This window comes from Solibacillus sp. FSL W8-0474 (assembly GCF_038004065.1).
Classification (GTDB): domain Bacteria; phylum Bacillota; class Bacilli; order Bacillales_A; family Planococcaceae; genus Solibacillus; species Solibacillus faecavium.
Genome location: NZ_JBBOQJ010000001.1, coordinates 3752380 through 3774262, shown reverse-complemented (window position 1 = coordinate 3774262; position 21883 = coordinate 3752380). Strand labels below are relative to the sequence as shown.

Genomic DNA, 21883 nt, shown 5'->3' with positions numbered 1-21883 from the left:
AAAAACCGCCTTTTCTTTTTTCAAAATAATCATGTTCGTATAATATAATAATGCGCCTTTGTCGTCTCATTGTACAGGCTTTTGAATTGTGTGATACGATGGGAAAAAGTTTTAATGTAAGCAAGGAGGCAACAGTTTGAAAGATGTTGAAGTATTAGTTGAACGCGGTGTATTAGTCGGAGTCAATTTACAAAAGAATGAGCATTTCGATTATTCAATGGAAGAATTGGCGAATTTAGCAGAAGCATTGGATGTAGAAATTGTCGGTATGGTAACGCAAAATTTAGAGCGTGTAACATCGTCACATTATGTAGGCACTGGGAAAATTGAAGAAATTAAAGCATTCTTTGAAGAAACAAATGCAAACATTGTTATTTTTAATGATGAATTGTCCCCTTCGCAAATTCGAAATTTAGAGCGGGATTTAGAATGTAAAGTAATTGATCGTACTATGTTGATTTTAGATATTTTTAGTCGTCGTGCAAAAACACGTGAAGCGCAATTGCAAGTGGAACTTGCTCAACTACAATATATGCTTCCACGCCTAGTTGGGCTTCATGCATCATTATCACGTCAGGGCGGTGGCACAGGTGGAGGCTTTAAAAACCGTGGTGCAGGTGAAACGAAGCTTGAGTTGGACCGTCGAAAGATAGAAGATCAAATTTCGAAAATAAAAAAAGAATTAGAAGTAGTAAAAGAACAGCGTGAGACACAACGTAAGCAACGCCGTAAAAATGCTGTACCAGTTGTTTCCATTGTAGGATATACAAACGCAGGGAAATCTACAATTATGAACCAGCTGCTTGCAAAGGCTGGCCAAGATACTACAAAGCAGGTTTTTGAAAAAGATATGCTTTTTGCAACATTAGAAACCTCTGTCCGTAATATCGAACTTGAAGACAATAAGTCATTTTTACTTACGGATACTGTAGGTTTTGTTAGTAAATTACCTCACCATTTAGTGAAGGCTTTCCGTTCGACTTTGGAAGAAGCACGTGAAGCGGATTTACTTTTGCATGTTGTCGATGTATCAAATGAAGAATACCGCTTCATGATGGACGTGACGAATGAAACGTTGAAGGCTATCGATGTTGAGAATATTCCTACCATTTATGTATACAACAAATCTGATTTGGCAAGTTTAGAATATCCGTTAGTAAGTGGCGATAATATTTGGCTTTCTGCGAAGCAAAATGTTGGCTTGGATGAATTGCTGCAGCTTATTCGCAAACAAATTTTCGCCAACTATATCACTTGTCAAATGTTAATTCCTTACGATCAAGGAGCTGTGGTTTCTTATTTAAATGAACAAGCTACCATTATTGAAACAGCATATGAAGAAGATGGTACGTTACTGACGCTCGAGCTTAAAGAAGCGGACTATCAAAAATACGACAACTATGTCCTGAAATAAAATAATTAATCTAAGAGGCTGGGACATAAGTAGAAATTTCTTTGTATAAGGAAAATACTCTTATTAAGAAATGAATATTATATGAATTGATTGGAGTGAAGGGGCGACTCCTGGGGGAACAGCACGACGCCTGAGACTACAGGCTCAGGCCGTGCCCCCCGGAAAGCGTCCCCGTAACGGAAATCAATTCTGGCAGAAGCAGAAAAACATCTATTTTTTCCTTGAAAAAATGGATGTTTTTCGTTTTGTCCCAGGCTCTTAAATTTTTTTGTGGTTATTTATCCAAAAAGAGGAAGAGTCAAAATGTTTTCTTTATATAATTAATTACTTTATAATTCAAAAGTCTAAAATATAATAATATGTCTTAATTGTTAGAAAATAATGAAAAATGACATTATTATAACATTTTGATTATTTGTTGATTTTAATCAACTATTGCGCTAAAGTGTTTCAAGTGTATTATTTCAAATGTCAGACAACAGACTTAATTGTCGGAATATTTATTAATCGGAGGATTTCAAATGTATTCAAAAGAAGAAATAGTGAAATCTGTTCCTCAAACAGGATTTGTCGGTCAACCAAAAGGTTTATTTACATTATTCTTTACAGAGTTTTGGGAACGATTCTCATATTATGGAATGCGTGCCATTCTACTTTTCTACATGTACTATGCTGTTAAAGATGGTGGATTAGGATTAGATCGTACGCAGGCAAACATTATCATGTCAATATATGGTTCATTAATCTACATGTCAGGTATTATTGGCGGTTGGATTGCTGACCGTATAACGGGTACACGTAAAGCTGTATTCTATGGCGGTATATTAATTATGGTCGGTCATATATTATTGGCATTACCGCTTGGTGTAACAGCGCTGTATTCATCAATGTTCTTTATTATCATTGGTACAGGCTTACTTAAACCGAACGTATCATCAGTTGTAGGTGATTTATATGCGCCAACAGATGCACGTCGTGATTCAGGCTTCTCCATTTTCTATATGGGTATCAACATGGGTGGTTTCTTAGCACCTCTATTAGTTGGACTATTCCAAAAGAACTGGGGCTTCCATGCCGGATTTGCAGTAGCTGCAGTAGGTATGTTCATCGGATTGGTTGTATATTTAATGTCTCAGAAGAGTCTAGGCTTAGCTGGTTCATTTGCACCAAACCCTCTTACTGACGTAGAGAAGAAAAAATCAGTACGTAACTTTACAATTGGTGGTTTAATCATTGTAATTTTAGGCTTCATTGCATATCAAACAGGTAATGCAAATATCGAAAACTTCTCATTATTAATTACAGCATTAGGTATTTTAATTCCAACTGTATTTATTACTTATATGTACCGTAGCCCAAAAACAAATGCGGATGAAAAGTCTCGTTTGTTGGCATATATCCCATTATTCCTATGTGCGGTAATGTTCTGGGCAATTGCAGAGCAGTCTTCAACAATTCTTGCGACATTTATTGATACACGTACAAATTTAACATTTTTAGGATTTGAAATTCCTGCAGCATGGTTCCAATCGTTTAATCCACTGTTCATTATTCTAATCGCACCATTATTTGCGGTTCTTTGGACAAAGTTAGGGGATCGTGGTCCTTCAACACCGAAGAAGTTTGCGCTTTCGTTATTCTTCTCAGGTACATCATTCCTAATAATGATTGCTGCAATCGTTTTAACGCCTGCGGACACATTAGTTAATCCATTATGGGTTGTATTCTCGATTTTCCTAGTTGTATTAGGTGAATTATTACTTTCACCAGTTGGTTTATCTGCGACAACAAAACTAGCACCTGCAGCATTCGCTGGACAAACAATGGCGTTATGGTTCTTGGCGGCAGCAGCAGCTCAAGCAATTAACGCACAATTAGTTCGTGTATATGAGCAAGTTTCAGAAACAGCTTATTTCGGTGTATTAGGTATTTTATCTATTGTATTAGGTATAGTTATCTTAATCATTTCACCAATCATTACGAAAGCAATGCGCGGTGTAAAATAATTTTTAAACCTTAATTTGTAGAATTTTTTACGAATTAAGGTTTTTTTTTTTGGAAAAAAAGGAATAATAAAAGTTAACTACTTAAAAAGGTAGCTTGTGGTATATAATGGAATTGGGAGAATCCTTACTAAAATAAAAAATCTCCAAAAAATTTTAGTTGGGAAGGACAAATACAACACTTGAAATATGCAGAACATTCCCGATGGTTACAAGGATCTCAATAAGCAGTGTAAACGGCTGAGAGGTGCAAATAATTTTAATAACAGTTTTAAGGGCACGATGAAAAAGTAACTATAGGGGAGGCAAACATTATGTTAGAATCAGTAACGATTAAGGAATTGACGACAATTGAACAAATTGAAGAGGCACGTGAGTTAGAACATGAGATTTGGGCAGTCGGTAGCATCCCTGTTCATCAAACCATTGCAACAATCCGTAATGGTGGAATTGTTCTTGGAGCTTATTTAAATGACGAGATTATTGGCTTTAACTATAGTTGTCCTGGATATATGGATGAGCAAGTGTATTTATATTCCCATATGATCGGTATTAAACGAAATTACCGTGAGCAAGGTGTAGGAGAATTACTAAAAAACTATTTGAAAGATATCGCTATTGAACGCGGCTATCGAACTTGTCGATGGACGTTTGACCCGCTTGAAGCGCGTAGTGGCCATTTAAACTTTTCGAAGTTGCGCAGTTATAGCGATACTTATATAGAGAACTGTTATGGTGAAATGGAAGATCCATTTAATAAATTATTGCCTACAGATCGCCTTTGTGTAGAGTGGCAGCTTGTTGATAATGATTACTTACGTTGGGATGCAAAAGTAGAAGAATTGCTTGATGAGGCAAAACCTATCGTAGATTGGGAAGCAAATATTGTAGGGTTGCCTACATTGGATAAGGAACAAAAGTTTAGTAAAGAGGAAACACTTATCCACGATGCATATACATTGCCTATTCCAACAAACTTTCAAAAAATCAAAGTTGAGAGTGTCGCTTTAGCAGAAGATTGGCGGTATAAAACAAGAAATATATTACAATCAATGTTTGACCAAAATTATAAAATTATTTATTTAATGAAAAAAGATGAGCAAATAAGCCATTACTTACTTGTAAAGCGTTCCTTATTTGCCCTTTAATTCCTTTTCAGCGGGTGCGTCATTACCCGCTGAAAGTTTTTTATGTAACTATCAATAGGAGAAATGAACATGAAATTAGTCGAAGTCACGATGCATGAACTCGTAATGAAGATGAAAACACCATTTACAACGAGCTTAGGGTCAATGCAGGATAAACGATTTTTAGTAGTGGAGGCGAAGGATGAAAGTGGTGTTGTCGGTTGGGGAGAAGGCGTTGCTTTTGAAGAACCATCCTACACTGAAGAAACTTTTAAAACTATGCGTCATATATTGGAGGATTTTTTAATTCCAACGTTATTGGGAGCTGAATTGAAACATCCAGATGATGTATTTGAAATGTTTCGGTCCATACGTCGCAACAATATGGCGAAAGCGGCGATCGAAGGCGCAGTATGGGATATTTATGCCCAATTAATGAATCAACCGTTAGCGAATGTCATCGGAGGGTCCCAGGATAAAATCGAAGTGGGTATTAGTATTGGATTACAGCCTACAGATGAACAGCTTATAAAAACGATTCAACATTACTTAGATGAAGGTTATAAAAGAATTAAAGTAAAGATTAAGCCTGGAAAAGATATCGAACTTTTACATACAATTCGTCAAGCATTTCCTAATATCCCTTTAATGGCAGATGCAAATTCCGCGTATACATTAGAAGATATGGAAAGTTTAAAAAAGCTGGATAAGTTTAATTTAATGATGATTGAACAGCCGCTTGCCCATGATGATTTAATCGACCATGCCTTATTACAAAAGCAAATTAAGACACCTATTTGTTTAGATGAAAGCATTACCTCTCTTGAGGATACACGTAAGGCGATTTTGCTGGGGAGCTGTGGTGTAATCAATATTAAAATTGCGCGAGTAGGCGGTATTAGTGAGGCGAAGCGCATTCATGATTACTGTATGGAGCACCATATACCCGTATGGTGTGGAGGGATGCTTGAAGCAGGAATAGGACGGGCACAGAATGTTGCCCTTACAAGTCTTGCTAATTTTATAATGCCTGGAGATACTGCTGCCTCAAGTCGTTATTGGTATGAAGATATTATTAGCCCGGAAGTAACAGTAGAAAATGGCTACATTAAAGTTCCTCAAAAAAATGGAATCGGCTATGAAGTAAATCGTGCAATATTGGAAAAGTACAGTGTCAATAAAACAACATATCGGATTTAGATACAAGTGGCTGGGACAAAACCCGCCCAAAATCAAAAGCCCTGCAAACTTTACGATTAGTAAATTTGAATGGCTTACTTATTGTGTCAACTGCGTAGCCGTTGTTCTCCGTCACGGCGGACGCTTTCCTAGGGGCACGGCTCGAGCCTGTAGTCTCTCCCTCGTGCTGTTCCCCTGGGAGTCGCCGCCTTCACTCCGAACAACTAATTTTTCATCTATATCAAGTAAATCTCTGTATAATTTCAGGCATGAAAAAAGGACATTCTCTGTAAAAATTTAAGTATCCTACCACCAAATTTTAAACGAAAGAAGTGTTACCTCTCCGAATCTTTCCTTATAAAGCGCAAAAGAGAAATTGCACAATGCAATTTCTCTTTTTGCATGAACTGGAACTAATTCTTTCCCCTCTTTGAGATTGTCGACAAAAGGCCAGGAGAGATGAACTCTCGAGACTTTTTGTCTTTTTATTATAAATTCAACTAGATGGTTAGCCGGAACAATTTGTTCACGTTCATTGTTTGATTACTATTCATTAGAGAAATCCTAACTCAATTTATTTAAAGCGATTAATAAGTTGATTGGAGTGGAGGGACCGTGACTCCACCGGGAACAGCAAAATTTATTTTGCGACGAGTAATCGCAGGAGCACCGCGCGGAAGATCCACTAAATTGTGCCTGCCGTTGCAGGCACAATTTAGTTAGCTGGAGCCGTGCCCGGGGAAAGCATCGGTCCCGGAATGGAAATCAACGGTTCAGTGTTAAGGTGATTTTTAAACAAACATTTTTTAAGAATTTGTTTACAGTCTGAAACCACGAATTTATATTTGTGGTTTTTTATTATTTCGTCTAATTTCCTATATATACTGTACTTTGTAAATAAAACGGCTAATTGCTCTTAAAATACGATTTTCAATATATTCGCTGTTCAAAGATGCCTTATTTTTAAATCGTGTGTTTGATTTTCATTATTAGCAATTATATAATGATGTAGGGAAAGAAATGATTCTCATTTTCATTGAGAATTAGTGAATACGTTTTAGTGTATTCCATCAGATTTATTAGTTCACTCAAAAATTCAACAGCGTTTGGCTATTGGAATTAAAATAAAATATATAAAGAATAGTGGGAAAATGAAATGAGACTTTGGATGCTCGTTGCAGCAACCATCGTTCTGTCCTTTATATCATTATTTATTGGGGCAATCGACATTAAACCATCTGATTTATTAGATTGGGATTCAGATAAAACACAAATTTTCCTGATGAGTCGAGTGCCACGATTAATGGCGATTATACTTGCTGGGGCAGGGATGGGTATTTCAGGCTTAATTATGCAAAGCTTAAGCCGTAATAAATTCGTATCACCGACAACATCGGGCACGTTGGATGCGGCTAAACTAGGTATTGTAGTATCGATGGTATTTTTCACAAGTGTAGGTTATATGGAGAAAATTCTCTTTAGTTTTACCTTTGCACTTATTGGTATGATGATTTTCATGCGCCTTCTGGAAAGTATTAAATTTAAAGATGTAATTTTCGTGCCTCTAATCGGGATTATGTACGGGAATATCATTGGCGCTATATCCACATTTATTGCTTATGAAGCAGATGTTTTGCAAAGTGTGGATACATTCTTTTTAGGAAGTTTTACACTTGTTGTTTCAGGACGCTATGAGTTGCTTTATGTAGCTGTACCTGCGATTATTCTTGCTTACTTATATGCAAATAAGTTTACAGTGGCAGGGATGGGTGAAGATTTTGCGAAAAATCTAGGATTGAGCTATCGGACTGTGTTAAATCTCGGTTTAGTGCTAGTCGCGATTATTTCAACAACTGTAGTATTAACAGTAGGGATTATTCCTTTCTTAGGATTAATTGTACCAAACATCGTTTCATTATATATGGGTGACAATTTACGTAAAACAATTCCACATACCATTTTCTTAGGGGCAGCATTCCTATTGATGTGTGATATTTTGAGTCGTCTTATTGTGTATCCGTTTGAAATTCCGGTAAACACAACGGTTGCGGTAATCGGCAGTGCAATCTTCTTAGTAATGTTATTTAGGGGGAAAGCATATGCGAAAAAATAGGACGAAACTTATTGTTTTAGCGGTAATCGCGCTTATTAGTATACTGTTATTCTGTCTATATAATATTCAAGGTGGATTTAGCTACGCCTTTCCAAAACGTGTAGAACGCGTATTGGCAATGATTATTACCGGTACTGCCATTGCGTATGCGACAGTAACATTCCAGACCGTTACACATAATCGATTATTAACTCCTTCAATGATGGGTGTTGACTCGATGTATGAAGTCGTCCAAACGGTCATATTCTTCTTTGCGGGGTCCGCCTCTATTTTTGTAGTAAGCCGTTATTTGAATTTTGGATTATCAATTGTTGCGATGGTTATCTTCGCACTTATTTTATACAGATTTCTATTCAGGGCAGATAAGCATCCAATCTTCCTACTGCTGCTAGCAGGGATGATTATAGGGACACTGCTCGGTAGCTTAGTAACATTTTTACAAGTAATTATTGACCCGGTAGAATATGAAAGCTTACAATCTCGTTTATTTGCGAGCTTTATGAATGTTAAAACTGAGCTTTTACTTATTGCTATCGTTATATTAGTGGCTTCGTTTATATACGGTTATCGTTTATTAAGGGATTTAGATGTAATGTCATTAGGACGTGAAAATGCAATAAACTTAGGTGTAAACTACGATAAAATTGTATTGAAAGTACTAATTTTATCTTCCGTGCTCATTGCAACATCTACTGCGCTTGTAGGTCCAATTACGTTTTTAGGATTAATCGTTTCAAACTTAGCGTATCAATTTTTTGCTACGTATAAGCACTCTGTTTTAATTGTGGGTGCGAGCCTAATTAGTATTATTGCACTTGTCGGTGGGCAGTTTTTAGTACTGCATGTGTTCCAATTAAGTACCACGATAAGTGTTATTATAAACTTTATCGGTGGATTGTACTTTATCTATCTAATACTGAAGGAAAGTAGGAAAGCAGGATGATTGAAATTAAAGGGCTTTCTAAAAGCTTTGGAAAGAAACCAGTTGTTGAAAACGTATCATTAACTATCCAACCAAAAGCAATCACTTCATTTATTGGACCTAACGGTGCCGGTAAGTCAACATTATTATCCATGGTAAGCCGATTGCTTGATTCAGATACAGGGGAAGTATTTTTAGACCAAAGTGATGTTAAAAAAATGAAATCTAATGATTTTGCTAAACGTGTGGCTATTTTACGTCAGTCAAATCATTTAAATGTACGATTAACTGTACGTGAACTCGTAGCATTTGGCCGTTATCCTTATTCAAAAGGGCGTTTAACAGCAGAAGACGAAGAACATATTGATCGTGCAATTGAATATATGACATTGGGCGATATGGAACATAAATTTTTAGATGAATTATCCGGAGGTCAAAAGCAACGTGCTTTTATCTCGATGGTAATTGCACAAGATACTGAGTATATTTTATTGGATGAGCCATTAAACAACCTGGATATGAAGCACTCGGTTCAAATCATGAAAATTTTACGCAAGCTTGTAGACGAATTAGGCAAAACAGTTGTTATTGTGTTGCATGATATTAACTTTGCTTCTGTGTATTCAGACCGTATTGTCGCTTTAAAAGATGGACGCCTTGTAAAAGATGGTCCAACTCATGACATTATTAATTCAGAAGCACTTCGGGAAGTATATGACATGCATATTCCGGTTCAAGAACAAGATGGCTGTAGAATTTGTGTATATTTTAATTCTCATAGCTAAAGATAAGTAAATGTATAGGTTATTCTCGCTTATGCATTTATTTTCTAAGTTTAAATGAGAATGAATATTAATTTCATAAAAACAATTGACAACTTTAAACAGTTGATTTAGACTTACGTTAGTTAATTGAAAACGATTATCACTCTCGATTGAGAGAAAAGTAGGAGGAAATTTTAACATGAAAAAGTGGAAATTTTTAACGGCAGCAGCATTAACATTAATGCTAGCAGCATGTGGTTCAGATGAAGAAAAGGCGACTGAAACAAATGAACCAGCTGCAACTGAAAACAGTGAAACATCTGCATCAACAGAAACAGCAGCATTCCCAATGTCAGTTTCTCCATTATCAGCAGGTAGTGAAACAGAGGATGGAAAATCAATTTCCTTTGAAGATGTAACATTTGAAGAAATGCCAAAAAACATCGTAGTACTTGACTACGGTTTCTTAGATACACTTGATGCATTAGGCGTTGAAGGAATTGTTGGTATCGCTGCAAACGGCGGTAAAGGGAATATCCCGGCGCATCTTAAAAAGAAATACGTAACAGACTCAGTAGCAGACGTTGGTACTTTAAAGCAAATCGACTTTGAGAAAGTAGCAGCTGCTAACCCAGATGCAATTTTCATTTCTGGTCGTCAGGCTCCATTCTATGAAGAGTTAAAAGAAATCACTCCAAACGTAGTATTCATCGGTTCTGATAACTCGAACTACGTTGATGGTGTATTTGAAACTGTAGACTTAGCAGCAAAAATCTTCGGTAAAGAAGAAAAAGCTGAAGAGTTAAAAGCAAGCTTACAAGCTAAAGTTGATGAAGTGAAAGAAAAAGCGGCTGGCTATGAAAATGCATTAGTAGCAATGTACAACGACAAAAAAATCTCTGGTTTCGATAACGGTGAAGATTCTCGTTTTGCATATGTATATAATGACTTTGGTTTCAAACCTTCTACTACAGATATTAAAGCATCTTCACACGGTTCAGACTTCTCTTATGAGTCTATCCTTTCTGTAGATCCAGAAGTATTATTAATCATCGACCGTACAGCTTCTGATGTAGATACTATTAAAGCTGACATCGAAAATGATATCATTAAAAAGACACGTGCTTACAAAGAAGGTAAAATCGTTTATCTTGATGGCGTAAACTGGTACTTCTCTTCTAACGGTGTAACAACTGAAGCAGAAAAATTAGATGAAATTTTAAACGAATTAAAATAATATTATAAATAGGGCATGTCTCATTTTGAGGCATGCTTTTTTTAAAAAAAGGAGCGATAGATTATGTTTGTACAAATACGTAAATGGGTTGTAACCGAGGGTAACTCTGAAAAAATTATTGAACGTTTTAGTAGGAAGCCGGATCAAGGTCCATCGAAATTAGAACAACGCGAGGGTTTTATTGGTCGCGAACTATTGGTGAAAAATGTCCGCCGCGGTGAAGAAGAAGTGGTTATGATTATCCGTTGGGAATCAGAGGAAGCATGGAAGGCTTGGGAAAAGAGCCCTGAACATATCGCTGGCCATAAAGCGAAAATAAAAGAACATGGTGGTAAACCGCCGAAACCAGAATTCGTCATTTCGATGGAGCATGGAAATTACACTGTTGTAGAATAATGAAAACTTACGAAAATCTACTTTGCTGAAAATAATAGCAAAGTAGATTTTTGTTTTTTTACGTAGCGCATATAATTTTGGGTAAAAGAATAGAAGTATAAGAAAGAGGGGGATGCTAATGAAAAAAGAAGCATATTTTTCCGCACTCATCACTCTGGCTGTTTTCGCCATAATATCGCTGAATTATAATAGCGCAAGCTTGGAAGTATTGGATGCGAAAATCCAATCCTTATTACGTGGTAATGAGATGATTATTTTATTTCATTATTTAGGTGAAACGCGTTTTATTGTAATGATTACTATCCTACTTTTGCTCTTTTTATGGATTTGGAAAAAAAGTTACCGCAGTGTGCTGTTTGTTTTGTTATCAATTGGAGTGGGAAACGGTATTAATCAACTCTTAAAGCATTACTTTGAAAGGCCTCGACCTGATATTGCCGATCAACTAATTACATATAGCTTTCCATCAGGGCACTCTCAAATGGGTTTGTTGTATTTGTTTACTTTAGCTTACCTATTTTCCAATATGATTGGCAGTAGAAAAAAGGCGATGACTATATGGAGTATAGCTATTGTACTGGCTTTCTTTATTGGTTTAGCACGTATAGCAGAAGGTCGGCATTTTCCTACAGACGTCTTAGCAGGATGGAGTATAGGCTATAGTTGGTTTATTATTTGTGTATTATGGTATGAGTCGCCTAAACGTTGGAGAAAAAAGTGAATTCCTAAATAATAGGGATTCTTTTTTATAACAGAAAGTTGGTTTATGACATAAGATGTTACCTTAACAAAAAAAGTTGCATAAAGGAAACTTCTCGCATATAATTTGATAAATGAATAAAATCCAAAGGAGAATGTTATGGATGAGAATGTATTATTAGCATTAGGATTAACGTTGTTTGCAGGGCTTGCTACAGGAATAGGTAGCTTAATTGCTTTTTTTACAACGCGTACAAATAAAAAATTCCTATCAATTGCATTAGGGTTTTCGGCAGGTGTCATGATTTATGTATCGCTAATTGAAATTTTTGTGAAGGCAAAAGATTCATTAGTAAACGTTCATGGGGAAACGACTGGTTATTGGTATACTTTGTTTGGATTTTTCGGGGGGATGCTATTAATAGCATTAATTGATCGCTTTATTCCAAAGGGCAACAATCCTCACGAAGTAAAATCGGTAGAAGATGTTCAAAAGGCACAAATAATAGGCAATGAAGAAATAGAAGCTGATCGTCTAATGAAAATGGGGCTCTTTACAGCATTGGCGATTGCAATTCATAACTTCCCGGAAGGTATTGCTACTTTCATGGCCGTTCTACAAGATCCCAATGTAGGGATTGCCATTGCCATTGCTGTAGCTATTCATAATATCCCAGAAGGTATTGCTGTAGCTATTCCTATTTTCTATGCAACTGGGAAGCGTATGAAGGCTTTTAAATGGTCATTCGCTTCAGGTTTATCAGAACCTTTAGGGGCATTAATCGCTTATTTTGTACTAATGCAGTTTATGACAGATACGTTGTTTGGTATTATTTTTGCGGGTGTCGCTGGTATTATGGTATTCATCTCGATTGACGAACTACTTCCGGCTGCCAAGAAATACGATGAAGCCCATTCGTCTATTTATGGTTTAGTGGCAGGTATGGCTGTGATGGCGATAAGTCTAGTAATGCTAACTTAATTAAGACAGTATAAAAGCCAGCATCCTATGCAGATGCTGGCTTTCGTATATTCGTTTTTAGGAAGCAGCTGTTACATTTTCAGATGCAACAGTAAAAGTTGTATTCGGGTATTCATTCTTTTCTATTTCATCGAGTAACGCTACGGCAAAATCAGCATAGCTAATATAACTGTTAAATTGTGAGTTTACTAAAATTTTCTCAGCACCTTTAATATAATGACCTGTACGCGGTCCGTCAGAATCGAACATAGCTGAAGGAATAGCAAACGTCCATTGAATTGAAGAGCTTTCTAAATCCTGCAAATTTTGCAATTGTGCCCTTGCCGTGTCAACAAGGTCTTCTGGATAATCTTCCAAATCCATAAGGCGTACAGTCTTTTCACGGTTCACATATAGACAGCCTGAGCTACCAACAACGAACAGTTTTTTTGATGTCCCTTCCAATAAGGAAATCAAATATTCGCCTGCAGTTACATGCAAATGTTCTTCCCCTGGTAGTGGGGCAAAGGCATTAATTAAGATATCAAAAGGTTCAATTTGTTCTTTCGTTAAATTGAACAAGTCGCTTTCAATTATCGAAATATTATTCTCTTGTAATGTTGCCTTATTTTTCACAATAGCTGTCACATCATAATTTCTCATTAAAGCCTCACGTAAAATATGAGTCCCTGCTTTACCAGCAGCACCAATAACTGCAATTTTCATAAACATTACCCCTTTCTAACAGTAGATTTATTAATATACCCATAATTAAAGGGAATTATGCATATTTTAAGAGAAAATGAGATTGAATGTTGTACGACAGTCTCATTATTTAACATATTACTATAGGAAATATATAGTAAAAAGGGTTGCAAATTTAGATTAAAATTTGCAACCCTTTGAGAATTATTTACTATTTGAATAAGTAGTGACTTGTATCCCTGCGGAAGCTCCCGTTGTTAAAACAATTTGATGTGTAGAAAATTGTTTTTGCATAGCTTCAATAAATTGTTGCTTTATCGATAGTGGGATAATTGAAATTAATGTTGGTCCCGCTCCGCTTAAAGCAGTTCCGTATGCTCCAGCCAATTTTGCTGCTTCATGTATTTCGTTGTAATTTGGTATAAGCTTCGCGCGAAACGGCTCATGAAATAAATCTGCTTCCATGTAACGACCGATACGAACATAATCCTTCGCGATTAAAGAAGCTGCTAACATATTCGCATTTGCACTTGCTCGGACAGCATAGCCCCGCTCTAATTGGCTTGGTAAAACACCTCGTGAATCAGATGTTTTTAACTCAACATTTGGAATAAACACTACAAATGCTGCATCCATTTCCTGAATATGAAGAGTATCGACATTCCCTTGTTCATCCATAGAAGAAATAGTTAGTCCCCCTAATACGGAGGCAGTAGCATTATCAGGATGTCCTTCAATTTGGGAAGAAATATTCAACTTGTCCTGAGTCGATAAATTTAACTCTCCTAAAATATTCGCTAATTCAATGGCCGCAACTATAGCTGCTGCACTACTGCCGAGTCCTCTTGCTAGAGGAAGCTCGCTCTTCATTTCCACTTTGCATGGTCGTAATGAAGCATTGTACTGATTAGCCACTTGCTGGGCAATTTTATAAATTAAATGTGTTTCAACTGTTGTATCTGAAGGGACATTTTCTCCAATATGAACAAATTCCCACTCATTTTGTAAAGTTACTTCCAAAGTTAAATAAAGTGATAGTCCAAGACCAATCGAGTCAAATCCAGGTCCTAAATTTGCTGTACTGCCTGGGACTTTGATTTGCCAACTGTTGCTCATAAACTGAAAACGCCCTCAATATAGCTGCGGATTTCTTGCTCATCATTTTTAAGTGCCACTAAGTCAACAGTTGAAACATTCATTGCTGTATCAGGATCTTTTAAACCATTACCTGTAAATACTGATACTACTTTACTGCCCGGAATAATCTTACCCGCTTTAACGGATTTGATGACACCTGCTAAAGATGCAGCAGAGCCTGGTTCAATGAAAATTCCTTCTTTTTGGGCAATTAACTTATAGGCTTCCAAAATTTCCTCATCTGTAACGGCCTCGATTAAACCACCTGATTCATCACGTGCTGCTTCTGCATATTTCCAGCTCGCAGGATTCCCAATGCGAATTGCTGTCGCAACTGTTTCTGGATTTGCAATTGGAGCTCCGTTAACGATGGCAGCCGCACCTTCTGCTTCAAAGCCATACATTTTTGGCAGACCGCTTTGTTTTGCTTCATTATATTCTTTAAAGCCTTTCCAGTATGCTGTAATATTTCCAGCATTCCCAACAGGAATACATAGGTAATCCGGTGCTTGGCCTAATTGATCAACTATTTCAAATGCTGCTGTTTTTTGTCCTTCAATACGGTAAGGGTTAACGGAATTTACTAACGCGATTGGAGTAGTTTCTCCAATTTTGCGCACAATATTTAATGCATCATCAAAGTTACCATCAATCTCGATAATTTTAGCGCCATACATCGTAGCTTGTGCTAATTTTCCAAGTGCTACTTTACCTTTTGGAATTACAACGATTGATTGGATGCCTGCACGTGCTGCATAGGCTGCAGCCGCAGCTGAAGTATTACCTGTAGAGGCACAAATAACTACTTTTGAACCTTCTTCAATAGCTTTTGCAACGGCAAATACCATGCCACGATCTTTAAAAGAGCCAGTTGGATTGGCACCTTCTATTTTTCCATATAATTCAATCCCTAGTTCCTTCGATAAATTCACTAAAGGAATTAAGGGAGTATTTCCTTCATTTAAAGAGAGAGCAGGTGTATTTTCAGTAATAGGTAGATACTGTTTATATTCTTCAATAAGACCTTTCCACATAGACAATTTAACTCCTTCTGTTCTCGGTAGATGAACATTTGTTTTTGTATACAAGACATTTTAAACCTATGCGCCTCTTATTTCAATAGGAATCGATAAATTGTCGGAACAATTCGTTAAGTAAAAAAAATGTTGTCACTTTTAAGAAAGAAATGTATGATAGGAATGTTGTTAAGTCAAGTGTAAAGACACATGGAGGGTGGAATAGTAAATGTTAGTGGAAGTAAATGAACAAAAGCCTTTATCACGTAATAAATTATTGGGCATTGCTGGTGTCGGTTGGATGTTTGACGCTATGGATGTCGGCATTCTCTCTTTTATCATTGCTGCACTTGCAGTGGATTGGGGTTTAAATAGTAGTCAAATGGGGTGGATTGGTAGTGTAAACTCCATCGGTATGATGGTAGGTGCGTTAGTTTTTGGACTACTCGCAGATAAAGTGGGCCGCAAGCAAATTTTTATGTGGACACTTATATTGTTTTCTGTAGCGAGTGGACTGTCTGCGTTTACAACTACATTAACACTCTTTCTAATATTGCGTTTCTTCGTTGGGATGGGACTTGGTGGAGAATTACCGGTTGCTTCTACATTAGTATCTGAAAGTGTGAAAGCAGAAGAAAGAGGAAGAATCGTTGTTCTTTTGGAGAGCTTTTGGGCAGCAGGTTGGTTATTGGCAGCAATCATATCTTATTTTGTAATTCCTGCAGATTTTTGGCCAATTGAAGGATGGCGTGTTGCTTTATTAATTACTGCAATACCAGCATTTTATGCGATCTATATACGAATGAAATTACCTGATTCACCGCAGTTTAGGGTAAAAGAAGAGTCTAAAAAGCGATCTGTATTTCAGAACATTGCTGAAGTTTGGGCAAAAAAGTATGCTCGCTCTACCGTTATGCTATGGATACTGTGGTTTACAGTTGTGTTTTCCTATTACGGTATGTTCTTATGGTTGCCAAGTGTAATGGTTGGAAAAGGGTTCGATTTAATATCGAGTTTTAAATATGTACTTATAATGACGTTAGCTCAATTACCGGGTTATTTCACTGCTGCATGGTTTATTGAAAAATTTGGGCGGAAATTTGTTTTGGTTACATATTTATTAGGTACTGCAGCAAGTGCATTTGTTTTTGGAGGTGCAGAAACAATTACAACTTTGCTGATTGCAGGTATGTTGCTTTCGTTCTTTAACTTAGGAGCATGGGGAGCTTTATATGCCTACACACCAGAGCAATATCCAGCAATTGTACGTGGTACAGGGGCTGGAATGGCAGCGGCGGTAGGACGTATTGGCGGAATATTTGGTCCGTTATTAGTCGGTACACTTTTAACAAAAGGTTATGATATTAGCTATATATTTACCATTTTCTGTGGTGCTATTGTCATAGGGGTGTTAGCTGTAATTTTCTTAGGAAAAGAAACAAAACAGACAGAATTACAATAAATGTAAAAATCAAGGACCTGTGCAGATTGAATTTGCACGGGTCCTTTTAAACATAATTTATACATTCAATTATACCCAACTAATTTAATTTGAATAGTAAGTTTATAGTAAGTATATTTACTAAAATACAATAAATTTACAAAAATATGTCTATTTTATACATAAAACATACAGTTCTTTAGCATAATAAAGTTTTTTCAGAAAACTCATTGTATTCTATTAATATTCATGATAATGTATTTTTTATTATTAGAAATTACTGCGCGGAATTTACATCGTAATAGTTATTAATCACTATTTTAGTTGCCATAACCATGTCAACTAATTAATAGGTATATAAGATGATTTTAAGAAAGGGAGATGTGGAGTTTGAGTATATGTAATGATATTAAAAAAAGGTATATTCGATTGTCAAAAGGACAACGCAAGGTAGCCCAGTTTGTCATTGATAATCCAAATGTAGTTGCCACACAAATTGCTTCTGAAGTAGGTAGGCTTGCAGATGTTAGTGAATCAACGGTTATTCGATTTTGTTATGCAATGGACCTCTCGGGTTTTAGTGACCTTCAAGACAAAGTGAAAGGTTACTTAATGGAAAAAGGGGAAACAGTAGAAGCGAAAAAAGCAATTGCGAAGAATAGAATTAGACAGCAAATTGGCGCTGATATTGTAAAGCAGGATATTGCCGGTATTTCCAAAACTTTTAATGAATTAAAAGAGCGCGATGTCGAAGAAGTTATTCAATTGCTGCATCAATCAAAAAGAATACACTTTTTAGGATTTAGACACTCGGAACCTGCTGCTTTTTGGATGTTCAGCAATCTGAAGATGCTGCGCGATCAAGTATATTTTATTGAACATGAAACGGAAAAAATTGCTCAACAATTAGCATTTATGGATGAGAACTCTTTACTATTTATTATTTCATTGGATGATGAGTATGAAGATCTGGCAACAACAGTAGAGATTGCTAAGAGAAAAAATGTAAAAATTGTTGCGATTCGGGATAAAAAGCTGACTTCTCTAAAGGAGCCTGCAAATCCAGTGCTGATTGTTCCTTCTGCAAAAGAAGGCGGGGCCACATGCACAATTGCTATATATTCTCTATTACATATTTTAGTGGAAACGATGGTAATGCAATATCCAGAGAAATATTCTAAAGAAAACAATAGTTCGAAAAAGCAAATTAATTTAACAGCAATTAGCTGAGTAAGAGACTGCGATATAACCTGAAAATGCCATTATTCTCCATGAGGAAAATGGCGTTTTTTTCTGGCATGAAAAATTGATCTGTCCGACCCCCTTTTATACATCCTTAGTCAATGAGAAATGTTGTTTTTCACTTTCATACCATTATGTTAAAATGAAGGGCGAACAGTATTTTATATAGGAGGCTCAATTATGAGTAAAACATTAGTTTTTGGACATAAAAACCCTGATACAGATACAATTACTTCGGCGATTGTTTATGCATACTTAAAGCAACAGTTAGGTGTCGATGCAGAGGCGGTCCGTCTTGGAGAATTAAATAACGAAACTAAATTTGCATTGGAGAAGTTCGGATTTGAAGCACCTCGCCTAATCGGAAATGTTAAAGAGGAAGCAAGCCAAGTAATTTTGGTCGATCATAACGAATTTCAACAATCGGCAGATGGTATAGAGGAAGTAAAAATTACAGAAGTAATTGACCATCACCGTATTGCTAATTTCCAAACATCAGATCCGTTATACTTCCGTGCTGAACCTGTAGGATGTACAGCAACAATCTTAAATAAATTATTTAAAGAAAATAATGTTGAAATACCGGCAAATATTGCAGGCCTAATGCTTTCTGCTATCATCTCGGATACGTTACTATTCAAATCGCCTACATGCACAGAGCAAGATGTTAAAGCGGGTGCTGAATTAGCAGCGATTGCAAATGTTGATTCGGCAGAATATGGTTTAGCGATGCTAAAAGCGGGCGCCGACCTTTCTGATAAATCATTGGAAGAATTATTATCACTTGATGCAAAAGGCTTTGAATTCGGGGAATATAAAGCAACTGTTGCACAAGTAAACGCTGTTGATATTGAAGATGTACTTGGGCGTCAGGAAGAGCTTGTAAACTTATTGAACAAAAATATAGCAGAAAATGGTTTAGATTTATTCTTCTTCGTCGTAACGGATATTTTAAATAACGACTCAACCGCGGTAGCTGCCGGACAAGTTGCGGAAAATGCAGCGAAAGCATTTGGAACAGCAATCGTCAATGGCCGCATTAATTTACCTGGTGTTGTATCACGTAAGAAGCAAATTGTTCCAGTATTAACTGAAGGCTTAAAATAATAAAAAATCCGGTACTCCATTTAATTGGAGTGACCGGATTTTTTTATATCTAGAGGATAAACGGCTGGACCTTCTATTACTTGTCCTTCTGCATTATATCGTGACCCGTGACATGGACAATCATACGTTTGGTCTGCTTCATTCCATCTTGTTTTACAACCTAAATGGGTACAGCGCGGTGCTTTAGGCCGTTTTATATATCCTCCAATTAACTCCTTGCCAATAACCCCACCTGTCTGAAGCATGAAATAAAGGTTCTTACCAAAACTTGACCGATGTGGAGAGAACAGATTTGCTGCATCATTTGGTACATTTTTTATAAGATCCGTAAGAAGATTCCCTGCAACAAGTGAAGAAGATAATCCCCATTTATTAAAGCCCGTTGCCACATAAAGGCTATCATCATCTGGAGAAAGTTGTCCGATATAAGGGACTTGATCAGCTGTCATAATATCTTGCGCACTCCATGCATATTCGTATGAAGGTAGTTCAAAATCCGTAGTTAATTCATGCTGCAATGTTTCGTAAAAACGATCAGTATCACCAGTGGACCCTGCTAAATGGGACTGTCCACCGTAAATGAAGTAAGGTTGGTTATCGATAAGTGCACTTCGGATTGTACGACTTTGATCATCAATGCTTAAATATTGCCCCTCTAACAGTTGCGAAGATTTTGTAGCAGTTAAATATGAACGTTTTATTTGTAGTTTAATCGAATAAAGTTGGCGAATTGATTCGATTGGGTAATGAGTACATAAAATTAGTTTATTATACTGAACCGTGTAGCCATTGCTCGTACGAATCTGATTATTACGGAGTTCAATATTTGTAACACGGGTATTTAAATAAAGTTGTGCCCCGTATTTTCTTGCTAAGTGAACATAAGAATTTGTGAATTGTACGGGATTGATTTGTCCTTCATTCTTTATACCAATGGCCAACTCTACAGGAAGATTAAGTTCAGTTTCATTCGTTGCTTCAAATGGAATGCCGATTTTTTTATAAAGCTCAGCTTCATTTAATAGCTGTTCTTTTCCTTTGGAAGTGGAAGTGTATAAATAGGAAGTAGCCCTTGTAAATCCACTATTATTTTCAGAAATGCCTTTTTCAATTGCAAATTTATTTGCTTGATAATAGATTTTCCCATCTTCTGGTGTCAATTTCGAATAAATGAGATTATGCTGCACAGTTAATTTACCTGTAGAATAGGCAGTAGTTCCATTTGCAAATTGTGGAAGTGCTTCAATCAGTACAACTTGAAATCCTTCTTTAGCAAGTAAATAAGCGGTATACACCCCGCTAATCCCACCTCCAATAATACAGATGTCACATTTAATAGGTTGTTGAATGGACGGAGAGGAAAAACCTGAATCCGTTGGGAGCCATAGCGATTGTTTCAAAATATCACCTTTTTTATTTTTAGCTTAGGATATTTTTTAATTTTTTATTCAACTAGAGTGAATATCGAAAATTCTATACGTATGCATAGGATCTGAATAATTGTACTTTTTAATCGTAGCTCGTTACAATACAAGACAAGGAGAGTGATTAACATGAAAATAGAAGTGTGGTCTGATTATGTTTGTCCATTTTGCTATATCGGCAAAAAACAACTCGAAATCGCATTGGAAGAATTGGGATATGGAGATAGTATTGAAGTTGAGTATAAAAGCTATTTATTGGATCCTACTACACCAGTGGATACGAACAGCTCAGTTTATGAAGAGCTGCAACGTAAATATCAAATTTCTTTGGATGAAGTAAAGAAAATGACAGCTAATGTTAAAACTCGGGCAAAAGAAGTTGGATTAGATTACAATTTTGACGAAATGAAAAGTGCCAACACTGTAAAAGCCCATCGTTTGGCAAAATGGGCTGAAACAGAGGGCAAAGGGAAAGATTTCACAGAGCGAGTTTTGAAAGCGTACTTTTTGGAAGGGAAGGCAATTGGTCAAACTGATGTCCTCCTAGAATTAGTAAATGAAGTGAATTTACCGATAGAAAAGGCTAAACAAGTAATTGAAACCGATGATTATATAAAAGAGGTAGAGCAAGACATCGCTGTTGCCCAAAACTTAGGTGTACGTGGTGTACCATTCTTTGTTATCGATAATAAGTATGGTATTTCAGGTGCACAGCCACAAGAAGTATTTGAACAAAGTATCGAAAAGGCAGCACAAGAATTGGGCTTACGAAAACCTTTAAAAATGCAGGGCAATAATGGTGCAGCATGTACCGATGGTTCCTGCGAAATTTAATTATTCCTACCGTAAGTAACAAGTCTAAGACTCCCTAAATAAATGATGCCATGAATTTTCGGTCGAAAGTATGAGGGCATTTATGTTGATTTTCTTTGGAAGTTATTTTATTATAGTAAAGTACCTCGAATTTGAGATATCTAAAAATAGGATAAAAATTCA

19 protein-coding genes are annotated in these 21883 nt (G+C 36.5%); 15 read left to right on the top strand and 4 right to left on the bottom strand.

Annotated elements, in window-relative coordinates; all coding sequences use genetic code 11:
- Positions 1 to 136: 136 nt before the first annotated feature.
- From hflX to zupT, 11 genes are all read left to right on the top strand, one after another.
- Positions 137 to 1414, top strand: coding sequence for a GTPase HflX (gene hflX / locus NYE67_RS19095; RefSeq protein WP_340730795.1), 1278 nt, complete (start codon positions 137 to 139; stop codon positions 1412 to 1414).
- Positions 1415 to 1935: 521 nt separating this feature from the next.
- Positions 1936 to 3420, top strand: coding sequence for a peptide MFS transporter (locus NYE67_RS19090; protein ID WP_340726407.1), 1485 nt, complete (start codon positions 1936 to 1938; stop codon positions 3418 to 3420).
- Between the two features lie 311 nt (positions 3421 to 3731).
- Entirely contained in the window at positions 3732 to 4565 is an 834-nt protein-coding gene (locus tag NYE67_RS19085; RefSeq protein WP_340726406.1) for a GNAT family N-acetyltransferase, read from the top strand.
- A gap of 69 nt (positions 4566 to 4634) precedes the next feature.
- Positions 4635 to 5744 (top strand): o-succinylbenzoate synthase, encoded by a 1110-nt coding sequence (gene menC, locus NYE67_RS19080; protein ID WP_340730794.1) that lies wholly within the window; start codon positions 4635 to 4637, stop codon positions 5742 to 5744.
- A 1135-nt stretch (positions 5745 to 6879) separates the two neighbouring features.
- Positions 6880 to 7836: an ABC transporter permease gene (locus NYE67_RS19075; protein ID WP_191704274.1), complete on the top strand. Its 957-nt coding sequence runs from the start codon at positions 6880 to 6882 to the stop codon at positions 7834 to 7836.
- Entirely contained in the window at positions 7823 to 8779 is a 957-nt protein-coding gene (locus NYE67_RS19070) for an iron chelate uptake ABC transporter family permease subunit (protein ID WP_340726404.1), read from the top strand. The genes NYE67_RS19075 and NYE67_RS19070 overlap by 14 nt, the downstream gene beginning before the upstream one ends.
- Positions 8776 to 9543: an iron ABC transporter ATP-binding protein gene (locus tag NYE67_RS19065; RefSeq protein ID WP_340726403.1), complete on the top strand. Its 768-nt coding sequence runs from the start codon at positions 8776 to 8778 to the stop codon at positions 9541 to 9543. Before NYE67_RS19070 ends, NYE67_RS19065 begins: the two co-directional genes overlap by 4 nt.
- Positions 9544 to 9721: 178 nt before the next feature.
- On the top strand, positions 9722 to 10759 hold the full coding sequence (locus NYE67_RS19060; RefSeq protein WP_340730793.1) for a siderophore ABC transporter substrate-binding protein: 1038 nt from the start codon (positions 9722 to 9724) through the stop codon (positions 10757 to 10759).
- Positions 10760 to 10822: 63 nt separating this feature from the next.
- Positions 10823 to 11155, top strand: a complete 333-nt coding sequence (locus NYE67_RS19055) for an antibiotic biosynthesis monooxygenase family protein (protein ID WP_191701387.1) — start codon at positions 10823 to 10825, stop codon at positions 11153 to 11155.
- A 118-nt stretch (positions 11156 to 11273) separates the two neighbouring features.
- A complete protein-coding gene (locus tag NYE67_RS19050) occupies positions 11274 to 11876 on the top strand; it encodes a phosphatase PAP2 family protein (RefSeq protein ID WP_340730792.1) in 603 nt (200 codons plus the stop codon).
- Between the two features lie 138 nt (positions 11877 to 12014).
- Positions 12015 to 12836 carry a zinc transporter ZupT gene (gene zupT / locus NYE67_RS19045; protein ID WP_340726400.1) on the top strand — a complete coding sequence of 274 codons (822 nt, stop codon included), beginning with the start codon at positions 12015 to 12017 and terminating at the stop codon, positions 12834 to 12836.
- Between the two features lie 57 nt (positions 12837 to 12893).
- On the opposite strand, the gene NYE67_RS19040 is transcribed toward zupT, so the two are convergent.
- The 3 genes from NYE67_RS19040 to thrC all read right to left on the bottom strand — a co-directional run bounded on the left by NYE67_RS19040 (position 12894) and on the right by thrC (position 15691).
- Entirely contained in the window at positions 12894 to 13541 is a 648-nt protein-coding gene (locus tag NYE67_RS19040) for an NAD(P)-dependent oxidoreductase (RefSeq protein ID WP_340730791.1), read from the bottom strand.
- Positions 13542 to 13724: 183 nt separating this feature from the next.
- Positions 13725 to 14636 carry a homoserine kinase gene (thrB, locus tag NYE67_RS19035; protein ID WP_340730790.1) on the bottom strand — a complete coding sequence of 304 codons (912 nt, stop codon included), beginning with the start codon at positions 14634 to 14636 and terminating at the stop codon, positions 13725 to 13727.
- Complete coding sequence (gene thrC / locus NYE67_RS19030; RefSeq protein WP_340730789.1) at positions 14633 to 15691, bottom strand: threonine synthase; 1059 nt, start codon at positions 15689 to 15691, stop codon at positions 14633 to 14635. The genes thrB and thrC overlap by 4 nt, the downstream gene beginning before the upstream one ends.
- A gap of 211 nt (positions 15692 to 15902) precedes the next feature.
- Between thrC and NYE67_RS19025 the strand changes: the two genes are divergently transcribed.
- From NYE67_RS19025 to NYE67_RS19015, 3 genes are all read left to right on the top strand, one after another.
- Positions 15903 to 17135 carry an MFS transporter gene (locus tag NYE67_RS19025; RefSeq protein WP_340730788.1) on the top strand — a complete coding sequence of 411 codons (1233 nt, stop codon included), beginning with the start codon at positions 15903 to 15905 and terminating at the stop codon, positions 17133 to 17135.
- Positions 17136 to 17504: 369 nt separating this feature from the next.
- Positions 17505 to 18344 (top strand): MurR/RpiR family transcriptional regulator, encoded by an 840-nt coding sequence (locus tag NYE67_RS19020; RefSeq protein WP_340726396.1) that lies wholly within the window; start codon positions 17505 to 17507, stop codon positions 18342 to 18344.
- Positions 18345 to 18536: 192 nt separating this feature from the next.
- Positions 18537 to 19463 carry a manganese-dependent inorganic pyrophosphatase gene (locus NYE67_RS19015; RefSeq protein ID WP_340726395.1) on the top strand — a complete coding sequence of 309 codons (927 nt, stop codon included), beginning with the start codon at positions 18537 to 18539 and terminating at the stop codon, positions 19461 to 19463.
- Between the two features lie 20 nt (positions 19464 to 19483).
- Here NYE67_RS19015 and NYE67_RS19010 read toward each other — a convergent pair whose 3' ends face one another.
- Positions 19484 to 20863 carry an FAD-dependent oxidoreductase gene (locus tag NYE67_RS19010; RefSeq protein WP_340726394.1) on the bottom strand — a complete coding sequence of 460 codons (1380 nt, stop codon included), beginning with the start codon at positions 20861 to 20863 and terminating at the stop codon, positions 19484 to 19486.
- A 153-nt stretch (positions 20864 to 21016) separates the two neighbouring features.
- Between NYE67_RS19010 and NYE67_RS19005 the strand changes: the two genes are divergently transcribed.
- Entirely contained in the window at positions 21017 to 21721 is a 705-nt protein-coding gene (locus NYE67_RS19005; protein WP_340726393.1) for a DsbA family oxidoreductase, read from the top strand.
- Positions 21722 to 21883: the final 162 nt, after the last annotated feature.